The following is a 25,518-nucleotide window of genomic DNA, read 5'->3' as shown; positions in this document are numbered from 1 at the left end:
GGAACTCACCTCTTTCGTATAATCCAGTCCTGTACAAGCTGATATATATGATGGCTTAGCTTATCCGCATCATGACGCAAGTATCTACGGAACATCACCAAAGTATCAGCAATCACCTTATAACCTCGACTCGTCACCACATCCCAATCGATCTGAACCGGCTTGGCGCCCTTCTCGGCGTAGTAATCCTGCACCTGAGTTGGAATCTCACCATCGTTCACGATAACATAATCGAACAGATGATGCCCGACATGCTCATAAATCGCCTTCAGATGATCACTTACTGTATAGTCATCCGTCTCGCCTGGCTGGGTCATTACATTACAGACGAAGATCTTGATCGCATTGTCGTTCTCCAGCACCGCCTCGGCCAGCTTGGGTACGAGCAAATTCGGAATAATGCTCGTATATAGGCTACCTGGACCGATTAATATCGCATCGGCCTCCAGAATCGCCTCCACCGCCTCTGGCAATGGCTCGACGACCTCTGGTTCAAGGAAGATCCGCTTGATCCGGCCGCCAGCCTCGGGAATCTTCGATTCTCCGGTGACGATCGAGCCGTCCTCCATCTCCGCATGCAGTACAACCGCTTGATCCGCAGCGGGGAGCACCCGACCGCGTACAGCAAAGACGCGGCTAAGCTCACGCACGGCCGTGACGAAATCTCCAGAGATGTCTGTAATGGCTGCAAGGATAAGATTCCCCAAACTATGCCCCGCAAGTCCTGATCCCGATGAGAATCGATAATTCAGCATATCGGACAACAGCGGTTCAACATCCGCGAGCGCGGTTAATACATTTCGAATATCGCCTGGCGGGGGCATATGCAGCTCGCTACGGAGAATCCCGGAGCTGCCCCCGTCATCGGCAACCGTAACAATCGCAGTAATATCAATAGGTTTATGCTTCAATCCGCGAAGCATGACAGATAGGCCGGTCCCCCCGCCCATCACCACAATTCGTGGAATTCTTCCTTCTTTCGTCCGATTGGCCACTAATTGACTCACCTCTTACTGTCGGTCCCTACCTGCATCACGGTGGCTGACACGAACCGTTTCTGTTTCACTCGCACCGAGCATGCGGCCTAAATATTCAGCTACCGCAACGGAGCGATGCTTACCCCCGGTACAGCCAATCCCGATGATCACCTGGCTCTTACCCTCTTTTCGATACTGAGGCAGCAAGAAATGCAGCAGGTCTAACAGTTTCGCCAGGAAGGCCTGCGTCTCCGGCCACTTCATAACATATTCATATACATCATCGTCTTGTCCCGTGTGTGGACGAAGCTGTTCAATGTAATGAGGATTAGGCAGGAAGCGGACATCAAACACCAGATCAGCGTCAATCGGAATCCCGTATTTGAATCCGAAGGAAGTGACGTTCACGGATAAACAGCCACCCTCCGAATGCGAGAATCGGGAGATGATCTTCTCCTTCAATTGAGCTGGCTTCATGTTGCTGGTATCGATCACCTGAGTTGCCGAGGCCTTCAATTCATCAAGCATTCTGCGCTCCAGTCGGATACCGTCCAGCGGCATCCCTTCCGGCGCGAGCGGATGACGACGTCGGCTCTCCTTATACCTCTGTACAAGCACCGAATCCGTTGCATCCAGGAACAGGATTTCACTGTTCATTGTAAAATGCTCTTTAATGTATGCAAGCGACTCCGACAGGGCTGTGAAAAATTCCCGGCCGCGCAAATCAATCACCAGCGCAACCTTAGCGATTTTGCCTTTGGATTGTTCGATTAATTCGGCAAATTTGGGAATCAGTACCGGAGGTAAATTATCCACACAGAAGAATCCTAAATCCTCCAGACTGCGGACTGCAAGTGACTTTCCTGCCCCCGACATACCCGTTATGATTACAAGATTGGCAACGGAAGCTCCTTCTATATCCGACATTAAATTCCCTCCTCGCTATTCTCCAGTCCCTTTTTCTATTATTATGATACGCTATAGAAAAGTACGGTTTGCTCTATATGAAACTCAGCTGCTTATGCTATTTTATGCAACTGATAGAAGTATGTTTCCCCTATTTAATTATGAACGGAGAAATAGACCGGCTGCGCCGACCATACCTGCATCATTCCCTAGTGTAGCAGGCTCGATTCTAAGTCCAGCCTGCACTGGCTCCGGCGTAAGCTTCTCAAATACGCTGCGAACCTCATTGAACAGGATATCCCCCGCCTTAGATACGCCGCCGCCGATAATGAATACTTCAGGATTCAGCACGACAGCCACAGCTGCGAGCGACTTGCCCAGATAGAAGGCCGCGCGGTTCACAATACGCAGAGCCACCTCGTCTCCAACCTTAGCAGCATCAAATACATCCTTGGCGGTAATATCCTCGACCAGGGCCAACTCTGTACGGTCGCCGCGGGCTACCGCATCCTTCGCCATGCGTATAATACCCGTCGCCGAAGAGACCGTCTCCAGACAGCCGATCTTACCGCAGCCACACTGAATCGCTTCCAAGTCCGGTACAACCGACATATGACCCAGTTCTCCTGCCAAGCCGGAGAAGCCTTGATATATTTTCCCATCGATAATAATGCCGCCGCCGACGCCTGTGCCCAGTGTATAGCATACGCAGTTCTCAATTCCTTTGCCCGCGCCGCCCCATGCTTCACCGAGAGCCGCCACGTTGGCATCGTTATCTATCTTAACAGGCTTGTCCAGACGCTCCTCTAAGATTTGGCGAATATGGAAGTCTCTCAAACCTACATTCGGCGCAAAAATAATGATGCCTTCGCGTACATTGGTAAAGCCGGCTACACCCGCACCAACCCCCGCTACCTGTTCCCAATTGAATGGAGATTGCTCTACAACCAGACGAACATAACGCTCGATATTATCTACAATCGTCTCCGGGCCTTTATCCACTTCAGTCGGTCCCTCATACGTATGCAGAAGTTGCCCTTCTTCATTACAAATTCCGACTTTAATCGCCGTTCCGCCCAGGTCTACGCCAATGTAGATTTTTTCAGACATGATACAAGCCACCTTTTCCTCTATAATGTTCCTCAAGAATAATTTAAATTATGACTTTTGTGAAGATATACCTACGTACCAACTATAAGCGAACCCTCCTTTTCGGTCAAGAGAACCAAGCCTGGTAAAAGGCGATAAGGACAAGGCTTTTAGCCGAAGTGATTCAATTCACATCCTATGAAAAAAGAATAGCCGCCTTACGGTTCGCACTTAAGGAACACGATAAAACGGCTCTTGATATGGAATAGCTAATGAATTAAGACATCATCCGTTTCTGACCCATAATGTCTTGAATAGGAGCTATATTCTGGGTAAATTCTAACGTCCCCATATAGACTCCCTCCTCGTTCCTGACTGCAAAATAACGAATCAACACGAATTTATCCTTGAGCATTCCCCTCCAGCTTGTATTAAACTTTCATCTAATGTTATTCTTCTATGCTATAGCCCCTGTTCTTGAAGGCTTCTGTCCATCATCACCCAGCTTTTCACTTTCAATGAGGAACGTTCTCAAACAAAAGTTAACATAGGCGGTACAAAGGGCTTGTGATTGGAATCACAAAATTAAATTGTGAAAGATGAATGTTTATTTTTGTAGCTTGTTTTGCCACAATAGATGCGGGAGGGATTTTTAAACATGACATTATCGAATGCAAACCTACTATATATAGAAGACGATCCTGAAATCGGAGCCTTCATCCATAGCGAACTGAAGAGCCGCGGTTATGAGGTAACCTGGCTTACCCATGGGGACAGTGCGCTTGAAGCCGCTAATGGCTGTAATCTGGTAATCCTGGACGTGATGCTGCCCGGTCTGGATGGATTTACCGTGGGACAACGACTGAAGAAACAGTATCCTCATATTCCGATACTTATGCTATCGGCCCGGGCCTCTATCGACGATAAGCTGCAGGGGCTGCAATTTGCCGATGATTATTTGACCAAGCCTTTTCATCCAGAGGAATTGGTAGCCCGGATCGAAGTACTGCTGCGCCGTAGTGGTGCGCCCTCGTCTACCCCGCTACAGATCCGCCATTTACTGATCCATGAGAAAGAGAACATCATCATGAACCAGGATACCGGAGAGGAGATCCTTCTGACCGGCAAGCAATTTCATATTTTTCAGTTCCTGCTGCAGCATCTCGGTCAGATTCTGACGAAGGAACAAATATATGAAGGAGTCTGGGGAGAGCCCTACCTCGATGGAGATAAGACCCTGATGGTTCACATCCGCCATTTACGGGAGAAAATCGAGCGTGATCCCGCATCGCCGGAGATCATTGAGACCATCCGTGGCATCGGCTACCGGGTGAGAGCATGAGGAAAACTAACTGGAACAAGCCGAAATTCCGAAATTCCCTCTTATCACGGTATATGCTGATTATCGCCATTGCCTTTTTGTTCATTCCAGTGGTTGTCCCCACTGGACTACTCCTCTCTTTGGGCGTGAACTATTTATTGTTCCCGGAGAAGAAGCTTGAACAGCCGCAGCTGTACAATTCAGTTGATCTGGAGGAAATGTGGCATAACGAGGCCCGCGAGCTTGCCCACCAGCCACAGCCTGAGACCATCGATGCCAAGCTCAAGGAGATCAAGGCAAAATATCCGGAAGTATCCCTGTTCTGGGTAGATGGTGAAGAGAGAACACGGCTGCAGCTCCCCAAGCAAGCTAATCTGCCCGCGAACTGGTCTACGGAGGATGCTATTTCATATATGAAGACCGCCTCGAACAACAACACTTTCGGCGTGGTTGCCTTCATTAGTGAGAAAACCGATGAACCCGGCGGGGAAGGATTTATGGTACTTAGAATCTCCCGGGAATACCTGCGCCGTGGCAGCAGCCCCGATGCCAGCTTTTATGGCTTCTTCATGTTCTGCATGCTGGTGATCTTCATTCTGCTATCCTATCTGTTCTTCCGTAATATCCGCAAGCGTCTGCTCAATCTGGAATCAGGGATGACACGGACGAATAAGAACGGATTGCCTGTGCGCATCGCCCAGGGACGTGCCGATGAGATCGGCCGTCTGGAGCAGGCGTTCAACCACATGGTCGACAAGCTGGAGCTGGGCAAGCAGCGGGAGCAGGAAGAAGAGAAGCTACGCAAGAACCTGATCAATAATCTTTCCCATGATCTGCGCACACCTTTAACAGTGCTCTCAGGCCATATTTATACCCTAGAGAAGGAGCCGCTATCGTCAGAAGCGCATGAGTCCTTGCGTTTAATGAAGACCAAGATGAACGATCTGGATCATCTTATCGATCACCTGCTCTCCTACAATCTGCTCTCCAGCGGACGTTACGCCATGTCGCTCAAGCAACAGGATGTACTGCGCATCGTCCGGGTTAGTGCGGCGGCATGGTATCCGATCTGGGAGAAGTCAGAGCTGGAGGTAGATATCGAGCTACCGGAGGAGCCGTTAATCTGGGAGGTGGACGAGCAGGCCTTCCGCAGAGTGCTGGATAACCTGTTCCAGAATTTACACCGCTATGCCAGCTCGGGTAAATATGTCGGCATATCTACGGTCTTAAGAAACGGTCAGTTAGCATTGCTAATCGCGGATCACGGTCCCGGCTTTGATGCCCCGACCCCATCCAAGGGAGCTGGTCTCGGACTAACCATCGTCGATCTGATGATGAAGCAGATGAAGCTGATGTTAGAGATTGACTCGTCGTCTGAGGGAACGAAGATTTACATTTACCCGGCGAGTCGTATTAGTTAGTCTGTATAAGAATGAGATCTGAGAATTAACCTATTCTTAAACTTCGGCACCCTTTCATTTAAACTTGCTCCGGTAATATAATGACCGAGGTGAGTAAACGTGAGTGAAATGATCATTCAAACTAATGGACTTACGAAGAAATATCGCGGTCGTGCCGCAGTTAATCAATTAAACCTTGAAATTAAACAAGGAGATATCTATGGATTCCTCGGGCCGAACGGTGCCGGCAAGACAACGACGATCCGTATGCTGCTCGGACTGATCAAGCCGACCTCCGGCTCGATCTCCATATTCGGACGCGATCTGCGCAAAGATAAATTATCGATTCTGAAACGAATTGGCTCCTTGGTCGAATATCCTTCCTATTATGGACATCTGAACGCAGTCGACAATCTTGAGGCGCTGCGCCGCATTCTTAATGTACCTAAATCACGGATCGATGAAGTGCTGGAGATCGTCTCCTTAACCTCCGAGGCACGCCGTCCCGTCAAAGGGTATTCTCTCGGTATGAGGCAGCGGCTAGGCATCGCCGCTTCCCTACTCGGTAATCCCGAGCTGCTCATATTGGACGAGCCGACCAACGGCCTCGATCCATCAGGGATTCATGAGATCCGTGAGCTGATCAAGAATATGCCTGAGCAGTACGGTATCACCGTACTTGTCTCCAGCCATTTACTTAGCGAGATCGAACAAATGGCCGGAACGGTCGGCATTATTCGCGAAGGACAGATGGTGTTCCAGGATACAATCGCGAATCTCCAGCAGAAATCAGTGCATCATATCAAGCTTGTCGTCTCAGAGCCGGAATCCGCTCTCTGGATCGCTCGCGATCTCGGTTCTACCGGCAGCCTGCAGGAGAATACACTGGTCTTCCCGAACATGCAGGATGCCAAAATCGCTACGCTGGTCAGACGTCTGGTAGAGAATGGGCATGATATTTATCGGGTAGAGCAAGAGAAGAAATCGCTCGAGGATATCTTCATGCAGGTTATCGGGGAGGGGGTCTAAGCCATGATGCTGCGTTCGCTATCGGCTGACTTCCTGAAAATTCGCGGCAAAGGAATTTGGCTTCTTATCTTCCTGGCCCCACTCGGTGTCGTAGGCATAGAGGCATTAAACTTTGGACTCCGCTTCGATTACCTAGTAGGTAAACAGTATGCTGATAATCTATGGGATGGCTTGATCAAGGAAACCTCCGTATTCGTTCCGATCTCATTATATCTGGGCTGCACGCTAGTCAGCTCGCTTATCGCCAATGTGGAGCATCAGCTCAGTTCATGGAAGCAGCTGCTCGCGCTGCCTATCTCGCGCACCGCGGTATTTAGCGCCAAGTTCACGCTCTGTGTACTGCTGCTGGCCGTATCCTGCATTGTGCTGTCTATCGGCACAATCATCCTGGGGATGTCGCTCGGCTTCGGCACGGCAATGCCTTGGAAGGATCTGCTGACGATGGGTTACTTCCCGTTCTTGGCCAGCTTGCCCGTATTGTCTCTGCAATTATGGCTGTCACTGTCGTTCCAGAACCAGACCTTTCCTGTATCCCTTGGCGTACTGATCTCCCTGGTATCACCATTCTTCATGCAATTATCGGAATGGTTCCCGTTGAACTGGCCATTGATGGCCTTTCATTCCGAGCATCAGCTCTGGTTCATTGGCTTTGGGATTGGCGTAGGGATCATCATCATGCTGATCGGTCTGGTTCATTTCAATCGAAAGGATGTGGATTAAGATGCGGACCTTTCTTCATATACTGTCATCAGAACAGCTCAAAATGTCCAAATCTCGTCTATGGCTCATTCTGATATGTAGCCCCATCCTTGCCTGTTTCATCGGCGTTTTTGCCGAACTGCCGTCAGGCCCGGTAGCCTGGCCGATGTTGATCGCTGCCATGGTGATGCTGCATGGCCTGCTCTTGATGCCGATCATTACCGGAGTGCTGTCCTCCTTCATCTGCCGCTATGAACATACTAGCGGAGGCTGGAAGCAGCTTCTCTCGATGCCGGTATCACGTACAGCGGTCTACTTCGCCAAGCTATCGATCATAGCCGGGCTGCTGGCCTTCTGTCAGCTGCTCATGCTGGGCGCCTTCATCATCGCCGGGGCTTTCCATGGCATATTGGGGGATATCCCATGGGGAACCCTTGTAGCCAGCCTGATCGGCGGATGGGTTGCCTGCCTGCCGCTGGCGACCTTGCAGCTTGGCGTCTCCTTGGGCTGGTCCAGCTTTGCTGCCCCGCTGGCCTTGAACGTCTCGCTGACGATTCCGAATATGCTCATCATCAATTCAGCCACCTACGGCCCGTTCTATCCATGGGCGCAGCCGCTGCTGGCTATGATGCCGACGGGACAAGGAAGCTTCGGCGCGTTCAATCTCCCTATGGAGAATCTGATGATCACCGTGCTGGGTAGCTTGATGATCTTCATGATCGTTGGCCTCGTCTATTTTCAACGTAAGGAAATTTAAGCGAAGGCTTGCTCCAGAGGACGATATTTACTTGGAGACTTGAAGCATAGCTATACACAGCAAAGACGCTTTCAGAACCCTTCTTGTACGGTACAAGTGGGAACTGGAAGCGTCTTTTGGGTTGCACATTTGGGGACAACTTGCCCATGGTATTCATGGTATCGGTAAAAGTAGCTGAGGCGACAGGCTATTTTATGAAAACTGCAAATCTGCAGGCTTTTCTTACCACCGCTTACCGCTTACCGTATTTCTCCGTCCGCTCATCCTGGATCACACCGCTCCAGTTCAAGCCATAGGCGAAATCATAGGTATGCTGCTCTGAGTCTATATGACATTCCATATCATGCGCCACGTCCTCAAGCTGCTCCTCCACCGTCTTCATATGGGCCGGCATCTGCATTGGCAGCAAGCCTGAAGGCTCGACCGCCCCGCTCAAGATATCCATAATCGCTTGATCCAGCAGGCCGAAATTAACGAGAATCGCATCGACTTCACGCTCGAATTCTGCAACGACGGCCGGGTTAGAGAGACGCATGGATACGATGACAGGCTTGCCTTTCATCCGTTCCCTCGTCTCCAGAACCAGGTCCAGATCCACCTCAATCTTGGCGGTTACGGTCTTGCCTTTATAGGAGCGGTTCAATACATCGCTCTCCCGCGCATCGCCTGCCAGACTCGTGTCACGGGCGTACTCCGCCGTATACGGGCGATATTGCAGACTCAACGGAACATATCCGTTCCCCCCTTGCTCCACATCCTCACGGCTATATCCGCTCATCCCAGAGGTTGGGCCCTCGATAAATACTAGCCCGAAGTCCGCTTCCTCCGGATTCTCTGTTACCGTAAAGTAGCGACTTACAATATCGAGATTAACCGGGTCCTCCAGCTTCTCTGCTACAGGATTACCGAACCAATCGAAGCTGGCTGGAATATAGCGCTTTGGAATATACACCTTGCTCTTGGTAGGCAACGGAAGCACCTGGTCCTTGTTCTTGAGCATAACGACGGATTTCAGCTGTGCATCATAGCCCGCCAGCATAAATTCCGGTCGACCGACCGTTGCCGAGCTCTGCGCCGGTTCAAGATACGGATTCTCGAATAGACCGAGCCGAAAAATATTAAGCAATAACCGCACCGCCGATTGCTCGAACCGCTCCCGCATATAAGCCTCGCCGTGCTCGGCCACTCCCATCCGATAAGCCTCCAGCACCGGCTCTTTATCATTGTTCCCGCCGAATTGATCCACTCCGGCCATTAACGCTTTATAATGACGTTCAGCCACTGTGAGACCTTCAACGCCCCAGGACTTGCCACTCAGGAACTCATCCCGGCTCGTCTCATCGGCGGTAATCATCCAGTCCGTGCACACCACGCCATCATATCCATACTGATCGCGCAGCAGATCCTTAACTAGATAACGGCTGAACGAATTGCCGACATTCTCATGATAGACGGGGTCCTGATCCGTTGAAATCGTATAATACGGCATCACGGCCGAGGCCATCCCTGTCTTGCCATCCAGCTTGAATGCTCCGTCTACGAAAGGCAGTAAATGCTCAGCAAAATTATTACCTGGATAAACGGCATATTTGCCGCTGCCAAAATGCGCATCCCGGCCAGCCTCGCCGGAGCCGCCGCCAGGCCAATGCTTCACCATCGCATTCACGCTATCATAGCCCCAGCCGTCAGCCAGCTCGCTCTCGCCCTCGGAGCTCTGGAAGCCATCTACATAAGCGCGAGCCATGTCCGTCGCCAGCTTGGAATCTTCACCAAATGTACCGTTGAAGCGGAACCAGCGTGGATCTGTCGCAATATCGATCTGCGGTGACAGGGCTGTGGTCAGGCCCAGCGCCCGGTACTCCTTGGACGCCACCTCACCGAACCGCTTCACCACCTCCGGATTGAAGGTGGCCGCAAGCCCCAGCGTCTCCGGCCACATGGAGATGGTGCCGCCGGAACCAGCGTTGAATTCGGAGCTCGTCTCGCTGCCATGCCGCGGATCAGAGCTGTTGTTGGCCGGGATACCCAGGCCGACTCCCTCGACAAAGGCCTGAACCTCGTTGTTCCAACGGGCCGCCACCTCTGGACTCTCTACCGCAGCGACGAGGATATGGCGCAGATGATCCTTGGCCAGGAAGGCCATCTGCTCATCGGTCATTTCCCATGGCTTGGCTCCGCTCTCCTCATAGGTCTTTCCCCGGTAAGTGCCTGCGAACCAGCCGCCGCTCGCGGCAGGAACATTCTGATGGCTGCTGTACAGCATCAAGCCAGCGATTTGCTCCACGGCCATTTTTGAGGCCAGATCCTTAGCCCGCACCTCCGCAGGCAATCTCCAATCCTCATATTTATCCAGCTTGCCATCCTTGCTCAGATCCTTGAAGAACAGGCCATCCTGCTCCAGTATCTGTACACCTGACGAGGCGGAATAGCCTAGCGTTGGTCCCCCCGGATTCTGTACATACTTGATATGATCTATATTCTCTTTGTATTCTCCCATAGCGGTTCTCTCCTTCTACCCGGATGGTTCTTTATTTTATAGCCGCTAGTCTCTGTCTATAATCCCAGCTTCTGATTCAAATCATCGAGCAGCTCCGCGAATTCAGCCTCTGTCATGCCTTTACCCATGAAACCGATCAGAGAGCGCAATCCATCATACTTCTTCCATTTGTATACCTCTTCAAATAACATGAGCAGGCCGTCGTCATCCATACTCTCGGCGAAGAGCGCCCCCATACGCTTAATACTCTCAGCGCTGTCCTCAATCGCCTTCGCTGCAAATTCAGCCGTTTCAGGAATGGCCAGCAGTTCATAGAATTTCGTGTTCCGAGTCACTTGCCGGAACGGAATCGCCGTTGAAATCACTTTTATCGTCGCTCTTAGCGGCGTATCCGCCGAAGAAGAACCTACTACGATATCATACGAGCCTGTCTCCGCGAACCAGTCATGGATATCCGTATTAAAATAGGCGAAGGAGCGTTTATCGAGCGTAAAGCGAATCTCCTTAGATTCTCCCGCCTGCAATTCCACCTTCTCGAAGCCCTTAAGCTCCTTCACAGGTCTTATGACAGAGCTGTCCAGTGACTGTACGTAGAGCTGTACAATTTCCTTCCCTGCACGATCTCCAGTATTGCGCACGGTAACGAGAACCTCGATGATATCGCTGTCCTTCATAACTTCTTTACTCAAGCTAATATTTTCATAAGCAAAGCTCGTATAGCTAAGACCATATCCGAACGGGAACAGTGGCTGTTCCTCCTTCGCCTCATAATAGCGATACCCTACGAATAGGCCCTCAGCGTAGTTCACCTCACTCATCCCACCAGGGAAGTTCAAGTAGGCCGGAGTCTGCTTCAGACTAGCCGGGAAGGTCTCCGCCAGCTTACCGCTCGGATTCACCTTGCCGAATAGAATGTCTGCCACCGCACCCCCGCCGGCTTGCCCGGCCAAATAGCCTTCCAGGACGGCTTTGACGGAGCCCAGCCAAGGCATAACTACTGGCGCGCCATTCGACAGTACAATGATTGTATTCGGCTGAACCTCGGCGACCCTGCGAATCAATTCGCCATGGGAATTCGGCATATCGAGATGCGTACGGTCGAAGCCCTCTGATTCGAAGCTGTCCGGCAGCCCTGCGAATATAATCGCGGCATCTTTGCCAGCTGCGAGTTGAACCGCCTCAGCGATCAGAGCTTCGTCCACCACGTCTTCCTTCATCTGATAGCCCTGGGCATAGCCAACCTCCCCTTGCGCCGCCTCACGGATCGCATCCAGAGCCACGTCCATCTGGGTCGGAGAGATATGCGAGCTACCCCCGCCTTGATAACGCGGGTTCGTAGCGAAGGCTCCGATCACGGCCACAGATTGCTTCGGATCAAGCGGCAGCAAGCGGTCTGCGTTCTTAAGCAGAACCATGCATTCAGCGGCCGTTCGTCTGGCCAGAGCATGATGCTCCTGTCTGTCATAAGTGAAGCCTTCCTTCCGCGCATCATAAGTTCTGAAGATGACGTTCAGCAGCCGTTCGACCGCTTGATCGAGCACAGTCTCATCCAGCTCGCCCGACTTCACAGCGTCAACGATCATCTGATCGCGATCCGGCCCGCTATAGGGCATCTCCAGTTCAAGCCCTGCTTGCAGACCTTTGACACGCTCATTGATAGCGCCCCAATCGGTCATGACGAATCCGCTGTGCCCCCATCTCTCCTTCAGTACCTCTGTGAGCAGATATTCATTCTCGGAGCAGAACTCTCCATTCACGAGGTTATAGGCGCACATGACGGTCCAGGCATCACCCTTGGTAATCGGACCCTCGAAGGCCCGCAGATAGATTTCATGCAGTGTGCGCTCATCCACCATCGTATTGATCGAATTGCGCAGCGTCTCCTGATTATTCGCTGCAAAATGCTTCACCGAAGTGCCGACGCCCTGCTCCTGCACCCCCATTACATGATGGGCTCCCATCTCCGAAGCGAGGAACGGGTCCTCCGAGAAATATTCGAAGCTGCGGCCGCATAGCGGTGAACGCTTAATATTGACGGCCGGGCCGAGAATAATCTGAACATCCTCCGTCTGGCATTCCTCACCGAGCGCACGCCCGACCTCTTGAATTAGATCACGATCCCAGGACGAGGCCAGAGCCGCGCCGCTAGGGAAGCAGGTGGCCGGAACACTTTTGCTCGACATATCGCCCGGATTTGCCTGCTTGCGAAGACCATGCGGACCATCTGTCATCACGATGGAAGGAATACCGACCCTCTCCACCGCTTTGGTCTGCCACATATTTAATCCAGAGCATAGGCTTGCTTTCTCTTCAGTCGTCATCTGTGAAATGATTGCTTTAATATTTCTGTCCAAGGTTTGTGTCATAATTACCATGCCTCCTTCAGTATTCATCTTGAACTCTTGAACCCAATCATGGCTGTATATTTACCTGATTACGTTCTGAATTACTTCTGATTACCTCTGTTCAACCTTCTGTCCAACCTCCGGCAACGGCTTCACTGCTAGCATACTCAGCACAACGCAGACAGCAAGCGCAATATAGAAGAAGGACCAACCGCCGATGGCCAGCAGGACGGGAGCGATCGCCGGCACGATCGATTGCGGCAGAGCATTGGCTACGTTCATCAAACCGAAGTCCTTGGCCGAATCCTCCTTGCGAGGCAGAATACGAGCTACAAGCGCCATATCCACCGCCGTGAAGCAGCCTGCACCCAAGCCGATAATCGCCGCAGCGATCACGAATGCGATGTAATTCGGAATAAATGCGAACATTACAATCCCGATGATCATAATAAAAGCGGAGCCATACAGGAACGGCTTTTGCTTCCGGTATTTATCGGAGAGGGCACCGCCGAAGATGCTTGTCAGCGCCATAGCCAGCATTGAAATAATATTAATGGTGCCCACGCTGTTCGTAGCTTGCGTCTCTGTAAAGCCCATACGGTTCACGAGCATCACCGTCAAATACAAGGTACTGCAATAGCCCATCATCAGCAGGAATTTCGAGATCAGCGCCCAAGTGAAATGCGGAAATTTCCGCGGGCTCGGATAAATTCTACTCAGCTTCTCACCGAACGGAACTTTCTCTTTGGCAACTCGCTCAATCTCGACTTTTCCATCCCGGATCAAGAAGCAGCTTAGCACCGGGCCTATGATTCCCAATATACTTAACATCGTCCACTTCGTAATCGAGGATGCATTAGGCATGAGCATCATGAGTACCATCCCCACGGCCATCGCAATCGGCAGGATCAGACCGACCAAGCCGGATATCGTCCCCTGTCTCTCCTGCTTAACCTGGTCAGGAATAAGCGCGGTATAGGCCGCCATCGCAAAATTGAAGAACAGCTGCGCAATCGACCATCCGATAACAACCTGCCATACCTGAGTAGCCATACCTACCCATAGCAAGGCCAGACTTCCGATCACAGCCCCGATGAAAATCCAGGTGCGCCGACGTCCAAACGCGATATTCGTCCGGTCACTAATCGCCCCACCCAGCGGATTACCGATCAAGGCGAAGAAAGCCCCGACGCCCGCGACAAGACCGTAAGAGGAAGTGTATCCTTGCGGATCAATCTCTATCATTTTAAAAGTCAGCAGCAGCACTGCCGGAGTCATTAGAGCTAACATCATTAATCCGTAACCGAGCATAATGCCGGATGTTAATCTTCCTAACGGTGTTACGACCTGCCCTTTTATTCTGGACTCAGTCATTATTGAGGCCCCCTTGAGATAAATAATTATTTGTTAGCGTTTTCATAATATAATAATATAAAATTACGCCTGTCCTGCGACAGGCGCTATATTAGCCTCTTGTATAGCCTTATTTAATGATTTTTATGCAAGCGCTTCATCCCAGACCGGAAATGACATTAAATAATGACACAGCACTCGATACTCGGCATTAAAGTCCTTCTATCTATTACAGCAGCGCTGTTAACACCATCAACTCCACCGTATGCGGCTCAAGCTGCGATATATAGCTCAGCCCGCTCTCGATTTCCACCTCGCGGATATGCTTCCGAGGATGTGAAGCAGCGGTCAAATAGACTACATCCTCTTCTGTTACATCATCCGGCGCCCCCATCCTGACCCATGCATCATAACTGCTGCCCTGCTCACGCGATACTGTATAGGTCACCATCCGATATTTTCCTGGAGGAATGCCTTGAAGATCCAGCTCCAGCTTAACGACCTTCTCCCCCTTAAATCCATTATACCGATTCGTCGCATTGATGAAGGAGTTGTCCCCGAGCGCATACAAATCATCGAAGTGGCAGTAATTATAACTCAGCACCTGATAGCTGCCCCGACCAGTAGTAACGATATAACTATCGCCTTGAGCGAGCAGCCGATCCCCGAGCTTTGCCAGAAGCTCATACGCCGTCATCGCCGCTTTGGGAATGCCATGCTGGGCCATCAAGCCAAGTCCCCCGTGGAACAATTGCTCCGACGCCGGCGTCTCCTCGATATTGTCACTAAGCACCCAGTATCCGAATCCTTCAATGCTGTCCAGATTCTCCGCTATATTCTTCGTAATATAAGCCGCTTTATAGAGCGTATCATTCGTCAGTTCACGATGATATGCCGTTGAATTCCACTCTGTCAAATATAGCCCGAGATGGGAGACGCCCAGCTCCCTCAGCATTCTTTTCTCCTGAGCCAGCATGTCCCTAAGTATATCCGGATTCGGGGATATGGATACGAACTGCTCCATGACCACGCGGAAGGACGTGTCACTCAGCTTATAGAGATGCTCTAGCTTCCGATGATCATTCTCGAGCAAATCCTCATGCGGGTAGAAATGAATCGGTAGAAAATCAGGCAAGCAACCATGCTCCCGGCAAAAGGTTATGAAATTGTGAAAATACGCAGCGGTCTCCGTCGAAATAATCCGGCCTGGCGCGCCGATCTTCAATCTGTCAGAGACTCGCTTCACCGCCCGATAGGACTGGAGATAGAACTCATTATATTCATCGACCGTGCCCGGCCAGAATACCGCTAGCTCCGGCTCGTTCCAGAATTCAAGCTTCCAGCCCTCCACTTCTTCACGACCATACCGATTCATGCAGTGGCGCAGAAAGCGATCCAACAGCTCACACCAACGCTCCATAGAGCTCGGCCCGCTCACATAGCTGGGAATATAGAATACCGATTTACCCTGCTCGGCCGCAAGCTCCGAAGGCATGAACCCTAGCTCGATGAACGGCTTCAGGCCGATCGATAGCAGGAAGTCGAAGAGCTGGTCTATAAAGCGAAAATTATAATAGGGACGCCCCTCCTCCTCGCGGTAGACCATCATGCTGTCATCAAATATGCCGTGGAAGCGAACCTCCCGAAACGGACAATGCTGCTGCAGATAGCTCAGCTGATTCTGCACATCCTCATGCAGCCCTTCCTTCGCCTTACCGATCGTAATCAGGTTCTTCCAGGTATGGCGGAGCTGACGCCCCTTTTTAGACAAGTCAATAGCCTGGGTCATCACCTTGGTTCCCGCAACCTGAAGCTCCTGACCCGATTGACTCCGCTGCAGATACTGATTGATGATTCCCAAAGCACTGGCTCTATTGAAGGCAAAATAGCCCTGCGATATTCTCTCACTAGCCTTGTCCATGACCGGATTGTACTGTCTGCGATACTCGTTCGGCGTTATATGATAGAGGTTTTTGAACGCGGTATAGAATGATTTTGAATTGGGGAAGCCGTGCCTCAGAGCAATTTCGCTAATTGGCATCTCGATGTGATTAAGCATGTCATCTACCGCATTTTTCAGCCGGACCCCACTGACGAAGGACTGGAAATTCAGGCCGATCTGCTCACTGAAGAATTTCGATAAATAGGGCACCGACAAAAATTCCTGCTCCGCGATCTCCTGCAGCATAATCGGCTCTTGATAATGCTCTTCGATATAATTAATGATGCGCAGCATGCGATCCATGTATTTCTCCTTGATCGCCCCTTCGCCCTCCGGCTCCTCTGTCCGGAATCGCTGCATCAGAATCGAGAATACGCTCAGCATACGAATCCGCATCTCAAGCTCGTACACCTCTCCCCGCTTATAAGTCATCTGCACCATCTCCGCTAGCAGCTGACGAATCCGATCCAAAGCCGGGCGAAGCTCCTTGCCTGCCGTACTGGAATCACACTCAAAATAAGCCTGCTCCACACCTCTAATATTCCCTTTAATGAAGGTATCGGGGATTAGAAAAGTCGCGATGATGTTGTTATGGAAGCCGATCACCTCATGCACATGCCCGGAATTAATCAGCTTGACATCGCCCTCTGACAAGGTCTGCTGCCTATGGCCAACTGTCACCTCCAGGCTGCCCCGGAGAACGAAGATGATCTCCACACTGTTATGCCAATGGCTCGGTACATAATTCACGCTATGGAGAGAGACATCAAAGGGCAGAGCATCGGTCGTCTCCACCAGTTCGTATATCGATTTCCTCATCTTCATTCTGGGTTCCTCCTCGGGATCTAGTCAGGGATACAAGTATCGATCCGTATCATCATGTGACATCTGTCATTTTCAAGTCATGACAAGACTTACTACTACGAGCCGCCGAATTTCTATATCTTTAAATTACAAGTAATGATTGTACAGCATAGAAGCAACCGGGTGAAATGTTCTTCCGATCGCTGTTGCTCACAGATTTCATGATTTACCAGAATCCTAAGAGGTAGAAACCCGTTCACAAAGGCGAACGCTGCCGCTTCTCCAGAATCATTTCACCCTCTTGCCTAGTTCTTGTTCTTTCATTTAGTTCAACATCTCTAAGTTAATGGAGGCGAATGTCTTGAGTACTGTCATTGAATTAAACCATGTTAAGAAATCCTTCAAGAATAGAATAGCTGTAAATGACGTTTCATTTCAAATCGAATCTGGATCAGTTACCGCCATTCTGGGCCCGAACGGAGCCGGCAAGACGACAACCTTATCGATGATGCTCGGGCTTCTTGAGCCGAACCAAGGAAGTGTTAAGCTGTTCGGACGCTCGCCGAAAGAGCGATATGTTCGAGAGCGAATCGGTGTGATGCTCCAGCACGTTAGCATTATGGATCGTCTGAAGGTCAAGGAGATCCTCGAGCTAACCCGCAATTATTATCCGCACCCGATGGATATGGAGTTTCTGATCTATCTGACCGGACTGACTCCTAAAGATTTGAACCGTTATACGGAGAAGCTGTCCGGCGGGCAGAAGCGCAGCCTCGGCTTCGCTATGGCTCTGGCGGGCGACCCAGATGTATTGTTCTTCGATGAGCCTACGGTGGGGCTCGACACGATGGCAAGACGCCGTTTCTGGGAGACGGTGCATAAGCTGGCGAGCCAAGGCAAGACCATCCTGTTCACCACTCACTATCTGCAGGAGGCTGATGATATCGCCGATCGGATAATCCTATTCAACCAAGGCTCCATCGTCGCTGACGGGACGCCAGCAGATATTAAATCCCGAATTCTGCACAGCTCTCTGTCCTTCCTCTCCGATCAAGATGGACCTGAGCTGCGGCGCAAGCTTGCTTCCCTGTCTCCGATCACCAATTGCTACGATAAGGATGGGAGAATTTATGTCGCGACCGATGACACCGATTTGGCGCTCGCTGCGATCTTCGGTGCCGGATTGCCGGTCCATGATATAAGGATTCATTCAGGAAGCCTGGATGAAGTATTCGAACAACTAACGATAAATCAGGAGGAGATCGCCCAATGAAACTCGTACTTACCCAATTCAAAATAGAGCTGCTGCGGATTTTCCGCAATCCGTATTATGTCTTCTGGTCGCTTGCCATGCCGATCGTATTCTACTTCATCTTCACCCGTGTCATCAGTACCGGAGCTACAGATGCGGTGGCCTGGAACAAGCATTACCTGATGTCGATGACTTCATTTAGTGTGATGGGCTCGGCAATCATGACACTGGGGATACGGCTTGTACAAGAGCGCAGCCAAGGCTGGAGCACCTTCATGCGCATAACCCCCTTGCCCGGAGCGATATTCTTTCTAGGCAAAATGTTCGGTCAGATGATCATGCATCTCTCCTCCATTATTTGCATCTTCCTAGCCGGATATCTGATTAGCGGCGTTACGATGCCCGTTCACCTCTGGATATATTGCGGACTATGGATTCTCATCGCCTCCCTGCCCTTCTTGGCCGTCGGTACACTTGTCGGCTGTATGAAACGGGTAGATACGGCCTCTGGAGTAAGCAACGCCCTTTATCTTGTCATGGCGATACTGGGCGGCATGTGGATGCCGATAGATATACTTCCCAAGCTGATGCAAGCCATCGGCAAATGGCTGCCGTCTTACCGCTTCGGCAATGGCGCCTGGGAGCTCGTCCAGGGCAACCCGCCGAAATGGGAGGATATCCTTGTACTCGCAGGCTACTTTATCGTTTTTATGCTAATATCCTTATATACTAGAAGAAGACAAGAAGCGATATAATGGTCTAACAGTGCTTAATAAAGAAAGGAGCTCTCTCTGAATGTTCCCTAAAAAATACGGATTCTTCCCCTATGTATGGCTTATCTACATCATTCTGCCTATCGTCAACATTCAGAGTGCATCTGGAGTCAAGCTCTGGCTTGGCTACCTGATGATCGGCTTATTCGTCCTTACCTATCGTCAATTATATTTTGCTACAGGTCGACGCTTCGATTGTTGGCTTGGTCTGCAATTACTTATTATCCTCCTGATGAGTCTGTTCTATGGCCCCTATAACCTATATATGGGCTTCTACACCGCCAACTTCATCGGATGGTACGCTGAAAAGCGCAGATTCAACATCTCCATGGCGGTATTCGCCGCCGTGGAGTTAATTCCTCTGTTATTCGCGATCAAAGACACTCAAATCCAACAGATTCTGTTCATCATTCCCTTCTTCCTGATTATGATGGTGTCCCCCTTCGGGATTCGCTCTCTGAATCGGAAGCAGCAGCTTGAGAAGGAGCTCGATCAGGCAAATGAGCAGATTAAAGAACTGGTCAAGCGAGAGGAACGCATCCGTATCGCCCGTGATCTGCATGATACACTCGGACATACCTTATCGCTGATTACTCTGAAGAGCCAACTGGTCGAGAAATTAACGATGATCGACCCCCAGCGGGCTCAGAATGAAGCGAGGGAGATCTATCAGACTTCGCGAGCGGCATTACGGCAAGTGAGAGAGCTTGTCTCCGATATGAGAGCCATCACAGTCGTCGAAGAGCTGGCAGAGACGGCCGAGATATTAAAGGTGGCGAATATCAAGCTGGAGATTGAAGGAGATGCCAGACTGGAGGATGTCCCCCCCTTAACGCAGAATATTCTCAGCCTCTGCATTAAGGAAGGAATCACGAATATCGTCAAGCATAGCGAGGCTACACACTGCAAGATCCTCGTAGCGAAATCAGAGCGAATGATCACTATCAGAATCGAAGATAATGGAGTGGGCTCTGGACTACAGGAGGGCTCCATCCAGTACGGTAACGGACTGAACGGCATGAAGGAACGGCTATCACTAATCGAGGGCACCCTGACAGTCTCCCCTGGCAATAAGCAAGGGACGAACATGCTAATTACAGTACCCCTAATCATCAAAGACAGAGAAGACGGTGAATCTGCATGATCAAGATCATAATTGCTGAAGACCAGCGTCTGCTGCGCGGTGCTCTAGCATCCCTGCTCGATCTGGAAGAAGACATTCAAGTCGTCGGTCAAGCCTCAGATGGAGCGGAAGCGCTGGAGCTGATCTGTAAGCTGCAGCCGAATGTCTGTCTCGTAGACATTGAAATGCCCCAGCTTAGCGGCCTGGATGTAGCGGAGGAGATACAGGCCAGGGCTCTGCCCTGCCGCGTTATTATCCTGACCACCTTCGCCCGGCCTGGTTATTTCGAGCGGGCTATCAAGGCGGATGTTCATGGATATTTGCTCAAGGATGAGCCTAGCGATAGACTGGCTGAAGCCATCCGCCGCGTCATGGCTGGACATCGGGAGATTTCACCTGAGCTGATCTTCGGCAGCATACGCGACGAGAATCCCTTAACCGCAAGGGAGGTGGACATCCTCAAGCTGGCCGCTCAAGGACAGAGTGCCGCTGAGATTGCGAAGGCTCTGCATCTATCCTATGGAACGGTGCGCAATTACATTTCAGAGATCATTAATAAGCTTGAAGCCAGGAACCGGATCGAGGCTGTCCGCATTGCCGAGGAGAAAGGCTGGATATAGAGCTAGAGCATTTTGCTCCAATCATGAACCATATCCCCATCCAGATACTTCTCACAGTCCATCGCCGCCATACAGCCAGAGGCAGCCGCGGTGATGGCCTGCCGGTAACGTGTATCCTGTACGTCACCGCAAGCGAATACACCTGGAGCACTGGTTCTCGTCGTTCCCGGCGCAACCACAATATAGCCCTGCTCGTCCGTTGCCACTGCGCCACTGAGGAACCCTGTATTCGGAGTATGGCCAATCGCGACGAATACCCCCTCGGCCTCGATCAATTCTTCCTGTCCATTCGCATTATTGCGTACTTTCAGACCAATGACAGTCCCGCCATCATCCGTAGCAATCTCCAGTGGTCTCCGGTTCAGCGCCCACTTGACCTTGTCATTCTCCCTTACCCGTTCCTGCATAATCTTGGAGGCCCGCAGTTCATCACGCCGATGCACCACGGTTACGCTAGAAGCGAACCGAGTTAGAAATCCCGCTTCCTCCATCGCCGAATCACCGCCACCGACGACAATAATCCGCTTGCCGCGGAAGAAGAAGCCGTCACAGGTCGCACAGGTACTAACTCCTCGACCAACATATTCCTGCTCGCCGGGAATGCCAAGATACTTCGCCGATGCCCCTGTAGACAGGATCACCGTCTCCGAGGTCAATTCTTCCCCGCCCTCCAAGATAAGCTTCAGAGGACTGCCAGAGAAATCAACCTCCTCCACCCAGCCATTCTTGAATTCCGCCCCAAAGCGCTCCGCCTGCTTGCGCATCCGCTCCATCAGCTCAGGCCCAAGAACCCCCTCCGGAAATCCCGGGAAGTTCTCCACTTCCGTAGTTGTTGTCAATTGCCCTCCTGGCTGCGCCCCCTCGATCACTAACGGATGCAGATTGGCCCGAGCCAAGTAAATCGCTGCTGTCAGCCCGGAAGGACCCGTACCGACCACAATAGATTTATACATAACCTCTCTTCCTCTCAACAAAAAAATAAATTCATTCCCACAGGTTGTCCAACAGGCTAGTCCCCGATAATCCGGAGCATCTATAGATAAGTTTTACCCTGTTGGACCCGCTTTACCCATAAGAATGAATTCAAGAGGTTATTCAAGTCAAAAGAATGATTCAATGGTTATTGTACATAAGGAAAGATCATCTTCACCGTATCCTTCGCATCGCATACTTCATTAATACGTAGGGAGTATTTCCTCACCGTCGAGGAGGAGATACCGTAGCGCTCGGCCACCTTCTCGTAGGACACAGAACGATGATTGACCTTGGCGGTCAAATAATCCAAGGCAGCTGCCCAGCCTTCGATATGAGAGATCGCCGGGATATCAGGATAAGATAAGTTCAGGTATTGCACCCATAGCGACTCCATATCATGCTGCTGCTGTATATCCGTATTGCTGCGCATCTGCTCATAGGCCAGATCCAGTACCGCTTGCCACTCACTCTTCCAGACAGGCAGCTTCGCCCAGGTCTGACTCGGATCAATCATCAGCGTAGCTTCGCCAGTACATACGGGCAGCTCATAATCAACGCCGAGACTGCGCAGCACATATAACGCCAGATCCTTCAGGTACAGATCTTCTTCCGGCTCGAGCAGAAAAGCCTTCAGAGCTTCCTCCACTTCATGATCGCCGATCAAGCCAAAGGCCTGGATCACTTGCAGCTTGGTGCCATCATCTCCATAACGAAGCGCCCAGAAGAAAGAGGATCTGACCAGCGGATTATCCGCAATGTTGGTCGGTATCCCTTCCCCAGGGAGCTCCCACTGCTTAACCTGTTCCTCAAACGGGAGATGATAATGGTAGTGAACCGGCACAGGTCTCGTCCCGGCAGCCATCTCTTCAATCCGGTTCAAATAATACTCGGAGACTTCATTGCCTGGATCAAGCCGCCCCACATGACGCCATAGGTTCTCCGCCTCAGCGAAGCGCTCAATATTACAGGCAGCCACAGCGGTATAGTGATAGAGGGCCGGATCTGTCCTTAAAGCTTCGTCCTTGAGCAAGCGACGGAAGTGTCTGTACGCCATATCATGCGCACCGAGGACCCCCATGGTCGTCGCTAATTTGAATAGATGATCTTGATGGAAGGGGATAATCTTGCGGAGACGCGCGCTAAGCTCCTGCAGAAATTCAGTCTTCCCTTCATGTTGATACAGAATGGCCAGATTGCACAGGGCGTGCAGATTGCCAGGTTCCTGCTCAAGCACACCATAGATCGTATCGATCGCCTTGGAGCACTGGCCCATATAATAATAGCCCAAAGCCAGATTATTGCGCGCTGCCCAGAAGTCAGGCTGCCCTTCCACAATGCTCTCCAACAGCTTCACCGCTTCCGTGAATCTGCCCTGCTCCAACAGCTCACGTGCCCGGTCATGCTCCAGCACGCCGGCCAGTGATTTAATCTTCGTTACCTTCGTAGGCCGTTCCAGTTCATACTGGAGCAGCTCCATCATCTCTTCAGCTTCAATCAGAAATTGACCGCTTGGGTCCTCTTCCAAGTAAGTAATCAATGCCTTCTCTGCTTCTTCAAACATATCCATATTCGCATAATTATTTGCCATATAAAAATAGCACTCTGTCATGGTAGGGTCGATCTTCTCCAATATAACGGACAGCGCGGCATTCGAGGCCTCGTAATTCCCCATTTCCGACAGGATGCCTGCCATATTGCAATGATTCACCGGATTATCCGGCTCATACTCTACTGCTTTGCGAAAATATTTCAATGCCTTGTCGTAGTGATAACGATCCAACGAAGAGACGGCTCTCTCGAAGAAAAAGCCAGCATCCATTGATATGGGCAGCACTTTCGACTGCTTACTCTTCCCCGGTTGTTGATTCTCCTTCAAACAAGGCACCTCCTTCTTCATTTCATTCTTCCAACTCACAGTATAACACAGCAATCCCCGTCCTCCCATGATAAATCCATTTGGGAATAACGGCATTCCTTGGGAAGAAGCAATCTAATTCAATGTATATGGAAAAATCAAAATATATTTCCAAAATCGAAGGGGAACCGAGGATCTAGAGGAAAATCCGCTTTAGCTACTCTAATGGGAAATTAACCTTCCAGACTGGAAAATCTACTTTTAAGGGGATACGGGGGCTGGGGATTAGCACTTGAGAGCTTAGAGTTTGAGAGCTTAGAGCTTGAGAAACTTGAAGTTAGAAAACATAGAACCGGAGAAAATGGAGTTTGAGAACTTGGAGTTTGAGAACTTGGAATTAGAGAACTTGGAAGCTAGAGGATCAGGAGTGTAGTAAACATGGAGTTAGCAAAATCCTGAGGTTAAGGAGCCTAGCGTTTGAGAACTTGGAGCCACAGAATCTGGAGTTTAGTGAACAGGGAGCTAGTGGAATAGAGCAAATTACACACTGTTTTTCGGAATATCGCTCTGAACACATCGCCCACGCACTTGTGCATCACACCACAAACTCGAAGCCTGCAAATATGCGGGCTTTTCGGCTCAAAACCACCGGTTACTAAGAAATTCCTGCGAATATGCAGGCTTTTTCCCCTTTTCCCTTGGAATCAGGCCAATACAGAGAAAATAACTGCATTATCGCAGGAATTACGATCACAGATCAGAATATAAGCGAAATTCCTGCATATTTGCAGGCTTTTCACCCTACAGATATATACTCAACCTCAACTTAAATCCCCTGGTCTTTGAACAGTGTAGCGATCGAACCACCATCCAGAATATATTGCGTCGCCCGCGCCAGCATTGGCGCTACAGACAAGACATGAACATAGGGCTCATGCGGCTCCGGCTGGGCAATCGAGTCCGTAATGACGACCTGTGAAATCGAGGGATGGCGCAGTCTCTGCAAGCCGTTATCCGAGAATAGACCGTGTGTCGCGCACACAATCGCCTCTCTGGCTCCACGCTCTTTAAGTCCTTCAACCGAATTGACGATCGTTGATCCTGTATCGATTAAATCCTCGATAATAATAGGCGTATGATCAGCCACATCACCGATAACATGCGTAATCACCGACTGATTATGAGCCGGACGCTTCTTAATCATCATCGCGAAGGGTGCGTCCAGACCGCTCGCCAGCTTCTCAGCCATAGAGGCTCGTCCAGCATCCGGAGATACAATAACAGGCTTGTAGATTTCCTTTGATCTCAAATACTCCGTCATTAAATCAAGAGCAGTTAAATGATCGACCGGAATGTTGAAGAAGCCCTGAATCGCCGGCGCATGCAGATCAATAGTCACCACCCGGTTCGCACCAGCTGTCGTCAGCACATCGGCGACCATCTTGGCTGAGATCGGTTCACGTGGAGCGGATTTGCGCTCCTGCCTCGCATAGCCATAATAGGGCATGATGATATTAATGGTCCGAGCGGATGCGCGCTTGGCGGCATCAATCATCACAAGCAGTTCGACGAACATCTCATTGACCGGATGCGACAAGGATTGAACCAGGAACACATCGCGATTGCGTACACTTTGCTCATAATGCACATAGATCTCTCCGCTCTTGAAGCGGGATAACGTAATTTTGCCCGGTTCAACCCCTAAGCGTTCGCAGATTTGCTGCGTCAGCCTCGGGCTGGAAGAGCCCGCAAAAATGGTTAACTTGCCTTCCATAATGGATTATGGCCTCCTAAGTAATTC

General features: G+C 50.7%; 19 protein-coding genes and 1 pseudogene. 9 read left to right on the top strand and 11 right to left on the bottom strand.

Going from position 1 to position 25,518, the window contains the following annotated elements; all coding sequences use genetic code 11:
* Window positions 1-5: 5 nt before the first annotated feature.
* The 4 genes and pseudogenes from mgfK to BFJ94_RS20090 all read right to left on the bottom strand — a co-directional run.
* The gene (gene mgfK, locus BFJ94_RS20105) at window positions 6-995 is read right to left on the bottom strand and encodes a gluconeogenesis morphogenetic factor MgfK (protein WP_500690346.1); all 990 of its coding nucleotides are present in this window, start codon (window positions 993-995) and stop codon (window positions 6-8) included.
* A gap of 15 nt (window positions 996-1,010) precedes the next feature.
* A complete protein-coding gene (gene rapZ, locus BFJ94_RS20100; RefSeq protein WP_120464234.1) occupies window positions 1,011-1,904 on the bottom strand; it encodes an RNase adapter RapZ in 894 nt (297 codons plus the stop codon).
* A gap of 138 nt (window positions 1,905-2,042) precedes the next feature.
* Window positions 2,043-2,993 carry an ROK family glucokinase gene (locus BFJ94_RS20095; protein WP_120464233.1) on the bottom strand — a complete coding sequence of 317 codons (951 nt, stop codon included), beginning with the start codon at window positions 2,991-2,993 and terminating at the stop codon, window positions 2,043-2,045.
* A gap of 256 nt (window positions 2,994-3,249) precedes the next feature.
* Window positions 3,250-3,384: pseudogene (locus BFJ94_RS20090) on the bottom strand (DUF438 domain-containing protein); the annotation flags it as partial.
* A 246-nt stretch (window positions 3,385-3,630) separates the two neighbouring features.
* Between BFJ94_RS20090 and BFJ94_RS20085 the strand changes: the two are divergent.
* From BFJ94_RS20085 to BFJ94_RS20065, 5 genes are all read left to right on the top strand, one after another.
* Window positions 3,631-4,314: a response regulator transcription factor gene (locus BFJ94_RS20085; protein ID WP_120464232.1), complete on the top strand. Its 684-nt coding sequence runs from the start codon at window positions 3,631-3,633 to the stop codon at window positions 4,312-4,314.
* Window positions 4,311-5,714 (top strand): sensor histidine kinase, encoded by a 1,404-nt coding sequence (locus tag BFJ94_RS20080; RefSeq protein ID WP_120464231.1) that lies wholly within the window; start codon window positions 4,311-4,313, stop codon window positions 5,712-5,714. The genes BFJ94_RS20085 and BFJ94_RS20080 overlap by 4 nt, the downstream gene beginning before the upstream one ends.
* 99 nt (window positions 5,715-5,813) lie before the next feature.
* Window positions 5,814-6,722 carry an ABC transporter ATP-binding protein gene (locus tag BFJ94_RS20075; RefSeq protein WP_120464230.1) on the top strand — a complete coding sequence of 303 codons (909 nt, stop codon included), beginning with the start codon at window positions 5,814-5,816 and terminating at the stop codon, window positions 6,720-6,722.
* Between the two features lie 3 nt (window positions 6,723-6,725).
* Window positions 6,726-7,442 carry an ABC transporter permease gene (locus BFJ94_RS20070; RefSeq protein ID WP_120464229.1) on the top strand — a complete coding sequence of 239 codons (717 nt, stop codon included), beginning with the start codon at window positions 6,726-6,728 and terminating at the stop codon, window positions 7,440-7,442.
* A gap of 1 nt (window position 7,443) precedes the next feature.
* Window positions 7,444-8,178 carry an ABC transporter permease gene (locus tag BFJ94_RS20065; RefSeq protein WP_120464228.1) on the top strand — a complete coding sequence of 245 codons (735 nt, stop codon included), beginning with the start codon at window positions 7,444-7,446 and terminating at the stop codon, window positions 8,176-8,178.
* A 232-nt stretch (window positions 8,179-8,410) separates the two neighbouring features.
* Here BFJ94_RS20065 and BFJ94_RS20060 read toward each other — a convergent pair whose 3' ends face one another.
* The 4 genes from BFJ94_RS20060 to BFJ94_RS20045 all read right to left on the bottom strand — a co-directional run bounded on the left by BFJ94_RS20060 (window position 8,411) and on the right by BFJ94_RS20045 (window position 17,140).
* Window positions 8,411-10,675 (bottom strand): glycoside hydrolase family 3 protein, encoded by a 2,265-nt coding sequence (locus BFJ94_RS20060; RefSeq protein WP_120464227.1) that lies wholly within the window; start codon window positions 10,673-10,675, stop codon window positions 8,411-8,413.
* A 56-nt stretch (window positions 10,676-10,731) separates the two neighbouring features.
* Window positions 10,732-13,041 (bottom strand): beta-glucosidase family protein, encoded by a 2,310-nt coding sequence (locus BFJ94_RS20055; protein ID WP_229717130.1) that lies wholly within the window; start codon window positions 13,039-13,041, stop codon window positions 10,732-10,734.
* 90 nt (window positions 13,042-13,131) lie between these two features.
* Window positions 13,132-14,394: an MFS transporter gene (locus tag BFJ94_RS20050; RefSeq protein ID WP_120464225.1), complete on the bottom strand. Its 1,263-nt coding sequence runs from the start codon at window positions 14,392-14,394 to the stop codon at window positions 13,132-13,134.
* A gap of 208 nt (window positions 14,395-14,602) precedes the next feature.
* Window positions 14,603-17,140: a GH39 family glycosyl hydrolase gene (locus BFJ94_RS20045; protein WP_240431919.1), complete on the bottom strand. Its 2,538-nt coding sequence runs from the start codon at window positions 17,138-17,140 to the stop codon at window positions 14,603-14,605.
* A 340-nt stretch (window positions 17,141-17,480) separates the two neighbouring features.
* Between BFJ94_RS20045 and BFJ94_RS20040 the strand changes: the two genes are divergently transcribed.
* The 4 genes from BFJ94_RS20040 to BFJ94_RS20025 are packed head-to-tail and all read left to right on the top strand — an operon-like array spanning window position 17,481 to window position 20,887.
* Entirely contained in the window at window positions 17,481-18,392 is a 912-nt protein-coding gene (locus BFJ94_RS20040; protein ID WP_229717128.1) for an ABC transporter ATP-binding protein, read from the top strand.
* Complete coding sequence (locus BFJ94_RS20035) at window positions 18,389-19,126, top strand: ABC transporter permease (RefSeq protein WP_120464223.1); 738 nt, start codon at window positions 18,389-18,391, stop codon at window positions 19,124-19,126. The genes BFJ94_RS20040 and BFJ94_RS20035 overlap by 4 nt, the downstream gene beginning before the upstream one ends.
* 40 nt (window positions 19,127-19,166) lie before the next feature.
* On the top strand, window positions 19,167-20,288 hold the full coding sequence (locus BFJ94_RS20030) for a sensor histidine kinase (RefSeq protein ID WP_120464222.1): 1,122 nt from the start codon (window positions 19,167-19,169) through the stop codon (window positions 20,286-20,288).
* Window positions 20,285-20,887 carry a response regulator transcription factor gene (locus BFJ94_RS20025; protein WP_120464221.1) on the top strand — a complete coding sequence of 201 codons (603 nt, stop codon included), beginning with the start codon at window positions 20,285-20,287 and terminating at the stop codon, window positions 20,885-20,887. The genes BFJ94_RS20030 and BFJ94_RS20025 overlap by 4 nt, the downstream gene beginning before the upstream one ends.
* Window positions 20,888-20,889: 2 nt before the next feature.
* Here the strand turns inward: BFJ94_RS20025 and trxB are convergent, their stop codons facing one another.
* The 3 genes from trxB to BFJ94_RS20005 form a co-directional block, all read right to left on the bottom strand.
* Window positions 20,890-21,840 (bottom strand): thioredoxin-disulfide reductase, encoded by a 951-nt coding sequence (trxB, locus tag BFJ94_RS20020; protein WP_120464220.1) that lies wholly within the window; start codon window positions 21,838-21,840, stop codon window positions 20,890-20,892.
* A 167-nt stretch (window positions 21,841-22,007) separates the two neighbouring features.
* A complete protein-coding gene (locus BFJ94_RS20015; RefSeq protein ID WP_438803705.1) occupies window positions 22,008-23,747 on the bottom strand; it encodes a tetratricopeptide repeat protein in 1,740 nt (579 codons plus the stop codon).
* A gap of 796 nt (window positions 23,748-24,543) precedes the next feature.
* Window positions 24,544-25,491, bottom strand: a complete 948-nt coding sequence (locus tag BFJ94_RS20005; RefSeq protein WP_120464219.1) for a ribose-phosphate diphosphokinase — start codon at window positions 25,489-25,491, stop codon at window positions 24,544-24,546.
* Window positions 25,492-25,518: the final 27 nt, after the last annotated feature.

The sequence above is a fragment of the Paenibacillus aceti genome, from assembly GCF_003614185.1.
In the GTDB taxonomy this organism is placed as follows: Bacteria; Bacillota; Bacilli; order Paenibacillales; family Paenibacillaceae; genus Fontibacillus; species Fontibacillus aceti.
Note: the sequence above shows the minus strand (reverse complement) of the source record. Positions and strands in the feature narration are given on the sequence as shown.